Below are 4,927 nucleotides of genomic sequence, written 5' to 3' on the forward strand. Positions count from 1 at the left end.
TCCTTCGTCCCTAAAAACAGGCCGAAAAGGTAAAGAAGGAACCCGGCGGAAGCGAGCATCAGTCCGGCCAACGTATAGGTCAAATACGGTGACGCCGTCTCCGGCAGTTTTTCCCCATACATCTTTCCTTTCATCTCTACAGCGAGCAGCCCCGCGTCAATGCCTTTCTCCCCCGCGCGGACGATGTAGCCCGATGTCAACATCTCCCGCGTTATGGCGATATCGGCGACCTCCTCGCCTTGGCGGTTGTACAATCGAATGCGGATCGGCTCCGCTCCGGCCGCCTTTATGTCCGGCTCGTCCGCCTCAAGTTTAAGCAAGCGAAGCCCCTCTTCCCACATCGCCCGCAGTTTGCGGCGCTCTGTTTCCGTCCACGGCCCTTCCATCTCCGCAAACGGACGCAGCCGTTCACGAAGCGCCGCCAGCCGCCCAGCTAACTGCGGGTCGTCAAGCGAGGCAATATGGCGGGTGAGGGCGCGCACTTCTTGTTCCGTCATCCCGAGCGCCCCAAGCAAGTCGTTGATTTGCTGCATGGCGGCGTTGTGCTGTGAGTAAAAACGGATGGCCCGGTCTAAGTCTTCGATAAATGTGTAGTCTTGCACCGTTTCGCCAAACTGGCCAAGCAGCGCCTCGAGCTCCTCAACCGTCAGCCCGTGCCGGCGCAGAACGGCATGAAGCCGCTCGTCAGTGATGGGCGTGCCGAGCCATTGTTTCATCTCATCCATGGTGCGAAAATCGGCGGCTGTCAAGCCGTATTGATCCAAATAAGCCAACAGGTCGCTCACTGTCCAGCCGACGCTCTCAGCGTACTGCTCAAGCTCGCTTCGGCTGATGGCCGCCGCCCCAGCCGGAAACGAAGCGAAAACGGCGACAAGCACAGCCATTCCTAGCCATTGCCGCATTCGTTCTTCCTCCCTTCCGCTTTCTTTGACGTACATTGGTAGTATTTTCCGAACATGCCGCTCTTATGTACGCCAACCAGCGAAAAAAGAAGAAAGCTCGGCTTAGAGCGCTTGAACGTTCTCCCACCTACGCAAACGCTTAGAGATGGGAGATTCTCGGGGACACCTGCCATAAGGCAGACTGCCAGCCAGACCATCCCCGTCTGTCCCTGTGACTTGGCTGTTCCAACGAAGTCCTTCTTTCAAGATATTTTGAGCGGCGTTGGGGGACATCCATGATGGAAGACGCTGATTCATTCCCCCCTTCGGCTGATCGCGTGAAAGCGGGGGCTTCTCGGTACATAAGAACAGGCGCCCGAGTTTCGGACGCCTGTTTCGCGTTAGGAAAGGGGGCTTACGGTTGCCTGTTGGAAGTAGGCGTTGTACAAGGCGCGAACCGCCTCGTTGACGACTTCTTCTTTGACGCCGAACATCATGCTCACTTCGGACGAACCTTGGTTGATCATCTCCAAGTTGATGTTGGCGTTGGCGAGCGCAGTCGTGGCTTTCGCCGCCATCCCGATCGTTTTTTCCATCCCTTCGCCGACGACCATAATGAGCGCCAAGCCGTACTCAATCGTCACCTCATCGACGGCAAGCTCTTCGCGGATGCGGGCGAGGATGCGCTCATCTTTTCCATCCACGAGTTGATCTGCCCGCAAAATGATCGACATGTTGTCGATGCCGGACGGCGTATGTTCGTAGGAGATGCCTTCGTCTTCTAAAATTTGCAGCACACGCCGGCCAAAGCCAATCTCACGGTTCATTAAGTATTTGCTGATGTTGATGCTGCAAAAGCCAGTGTCGCTTGCAATGCCGGCGACTGGTTCGTCGATATGATTGCGCTTGGCGACGATCCACGTGCCTGGAGCGGCCGGGTTGTTTGTGTTTTTTACGCAAACGGGGATGCCGGCGCGATAGACCGGCTCAAGCGCCTCGTCATGAAAGACGGAAAATCCGGAATACGACAGCTCACGCATCTCGCGGTACGTGATTTCTTTCAACTTGCGGGCATCAGCGACGATCGACGGATTGACGCAATAAATCGAGTCGACGTCGGTAAAGTTTTCGTACACGTCCGCTTTGACGCCCGCGGCGACGATCGAGCCCGTAATATCCGACCCGCCGCGCGGGAACGTGACGATATGGCCCGACCGAGAATAGCCGAAAAATCCTGGGATGACCAAAACGCCGCGCCGTTCGCGCAGCTGCTTCAGTTTGTCGTACGACTCCGGCAGCACTTGGGCGTTGCCCGGCTCATCGGTGACGATGATGCCGGCTTCAAGCGGGCTGACGTAGCTCGCCTCAAGCCCGCAATCTTGCAAATAGAGCGCCATGAGCCTTGCGTTATGGTCTTCGCCGCTCGCTTTAATGGCGTCAAACAACCGAGGCGGCTCGCTTCGATAGGCGCTGATTTTCGACTGCAAGTCATCGACAAGCTCGGCCAAAAAGCCGTCGGCTTCCAGCCCCAGCTCATTGGCAATGTCAGCATACCGCTTCACGATCGCTTCCATTGTTTCCTCATGCGGCTCGCCAGCCACAATTTGTTCGGCCAGCTGGATGAGCATATCGGTCACTTTCACATCGTCCTTGTACCGTTTCCCCGGCGCCGACACGACGACGATGCGGCGCTCGATATCCGAGCTGACGATGTCGGCCACTTTACGGAATTGTGCAGCGCTCGCCACCGAACTTCCACCGAATTTGGCTACTTTCATCGTTCATGACCCTTTCTGTCGAAAGTCTCTATAATTGTTTATCATATCACATTTTTCCGCCCATGGAACTATTCATTTTTTAGAAATTTCCGCGAACGTCCCAAAACGCCGCCATCGCCGGCCATGACTCTTTTCAAAACATATAGATGCCATTTGAAGCTTTACCATTTGCCGCTTTTACCGAGCATTGGGTCGACTGTCGAGCGACCGAACAACGCCGCTTTCAGCCCCAGTATGGGTCTGTGAAGCGGATGGTTGTTCGGTCTTCCAAGCTACAGGCTTGCCTCGACAGTCGAAAATGGACAAACCGCTTTTCCGTCAAGGATATGTTAAACTTCTTCGTTGCATCTATATATACAGATGCCGCTGCAACAGCCCCCCGCCTTGACGAACGGCCGATGTTCAGCGCAACGCCGTTTTTCCATCGTCCTTCCTTTATTTTTCCGAAAACGTCCGCCCCCTCACGTTTGCGCCACATTGCCGCGGCGGACGTTGGCGATCCCTTCTTTGCAGACGCCGTATGGCAGCCACGAACAGTAGCGGCATAACTCGTCCAAATCATCCGGCTTGACCCGTTCCGCCGTCCGCCGGATCAGTTCGGACTTCCAATACACATTGCCCGGCTCCAAGCCTAAATGGCGAATGACGTTTCCGTCAAGCGAACGGACGTGGGCATCGGAATTCGGGCCGGCTTCACACGTTGTCTCCCCATGATGCGGGCAGGCGAGGCACGCTTCATCGAGCGCCGCGACGACTTCAATCGGGAAATCGTCGTGTTCATCGCGAATGCGGGCCACGATCTCCCACATTTTTTCCACGAACGACGGGCTGTAGCCCATGCCGCGAAATCCGTGCACACAAAGCAAATGATGGCCGCGCAAACGAACCGGTTTCATCTTCTCTCCCCTTTCTTTTTTCTCTTCAAGCATATGCCGCCCCGCCTCCATCGTTTCGATCGTCTTTGCCTCCATCATACGTCAACTCCTGTCATTCAGCAATCGAAACATAAACTGCCACATTTTTTCGACCATCGAGAGAGCGAACAACACCGCTTTTAGGCCCATGCACGTCTGTAAAGCGATTGGTTTCACGCCTTGGCTTACCTCCGAAGAGAAAAAAATAGATGACACACTTTTGGACCAACGCTATGCAAAACGTTCCTGCTTGTATTTATCATCTCTAACCGAGAAGACCCCCACTTCCACGCGATCAGCGCAAGTGAGAACAGCAGAACCGTGGGACGCATGGGGATGGCTTGGTCAACAACCTGCCGTGGGACAGGTGTTCCCAAGAATCTCTCACCTCTCAGCGTTTGCGTAAGTGGGAGAGCGTTCAAATAGACAGCCGTCATGATACAATGAGAAAGGGAACGATGTTGCTGGGAAAGGACTGGCTGATCATGACGAAAGAAGAATTGGCACGCTCGCTTTCCGTCTTGCTTCATGAGCTGACGAAATCATGGCGGAAAGAAAAAATTCATTCCGATGTGCTCGAAATCATTATGAAACTGCGCATTCAAACCGATGACGACGACCAATACGTTGCCGATCTGCTCGGCAACATCGCGTTTGCGAGCGAATCGGCTCATGCGCTCAAGCAAATTTGGGGCTATATGCTGCGCGAGCAAACCTTTCTATCGCCACAGACGATCGAGGCGATGCTCACTGACGCCCAGCGCAAAATCCAGCGCCAGTTGTCGGAGATGACGGCCCGCTATGAGCGTCCGTTTTTGTCCATCGACGACCCGCTCGAGCGGAAACGCCAGCTTGAGCGCTCCTACAGCGCCCTTCTTTTGTTCAACCGGATTGCCGCCGACTTTTTGCTTGAATTCGTCCGCGAAGAAAACGAAACAGCCGCGAGCACCTTTTTTGCCGCTGATCCGAACGAGGCGATCGAAGTGTTCCATCATCTTTGCAGCGTCTACGCAAGCCGCTGGCTTGAAGGTCTGGAAGTCGATTGATGGACAAACCGTCGATCGAAGTCCTTGAAGCCAACCAAAGGCGCCCCGTTGCTTCGGGGCGCCTTTTCTCATCATCCTATTACTGCCGCATTGGCATTTTCAATTTGACAGCATTGTCCAGCCATGCTAATTTGACACTCCACACGGCTGAAGCCGTGGGATTCTTGGGTCGTTTGCGCCCTCATCCCTTTCGGGTTCGGACAACGCCCAAGTTCGGGGCACGAGTGTTGATTATCCAAAATTATACATACGCCTTCCATAAATTTGGGCATACTCAAACAAAGCAGCGGCCATCCCGGATTTCCAAT

At 54.6% G+C, this 4,927-nt stretch carries 4 protein-coding genes and 1 pseudogene; 2 read left to right on the forward strand and 3 right to left on the reverse strand.

What is annotated here, in order from left to right; all coding sequences use genetic code 11:
* The 3 genes from T260_RS122480 to T260_RS122470 form a co-directional block, all read right to left on the reverse strand.
* On the reverse strand, window positions 1–902 hold a 902-nt coding region (locus tag T260_RS122480), incomplete at its 3' end, for a processed acidic surface protein (RefSeq protein WP_023634589.1).
* Between the two features lie 380 nt (window positions 903–1,282).
* The gene (locus T260_RS122475; protein ID WP_023634590.1) at window positions 1,283–2,659 is read right to left on the reverse strand and encodes an aspartate kinase; all 1,377 of its coding nucleotides are present in this window, start codon (window positions 2,657–2,659) and stop codon (window positions 1,283–1,285) included.
* 461 nt (window positions 2,660–3,120) lie between these two features.
* Complete coding sequence (locus T260_RS122470; protein WP_031213299.1) at window positions 3,121–3,555, reverse strand: DUF1284 domain-containing protein; 435 nt, start codon at window positions 3,553–3,555, stop codon at window positions 3,121–3,123.
* Window positions 3,556–4,031: 476 nt separating this feature from the next.
* Here T260_RS122470 and T260_RS122465 point away from each other — a divergent pair, with 476 nt between their 5' ends.
* Window positions 4,032–4,619, forward strand: a complete 588-nt coding sequence (locus tag T260_RS122465) for a hypothetical protein (RefSeq protein ID WP_023634592.1) — start codon at window positions 4,032–4,034, stop codon at window positions 4,617–4,619.
* Window positions 4,619–4,927: pseudogene (locus T260_RS1000000140390) on the forward strand (hypothetical protein); the annotation flags it as partial. The gene T260_RS122465 and the pseudogene T260_RS1000000140390, both read left to right, overlap by 1 nt.

Source organism: Geobacillus thermopakistaniensis, from assembly GCF_000498995.1.
GTDB lineage: Bacteria > Bacillota > Bacilli > Bacillales > Anoxybacillaceae > Geobacillus > Geobacillus thermoleovorans.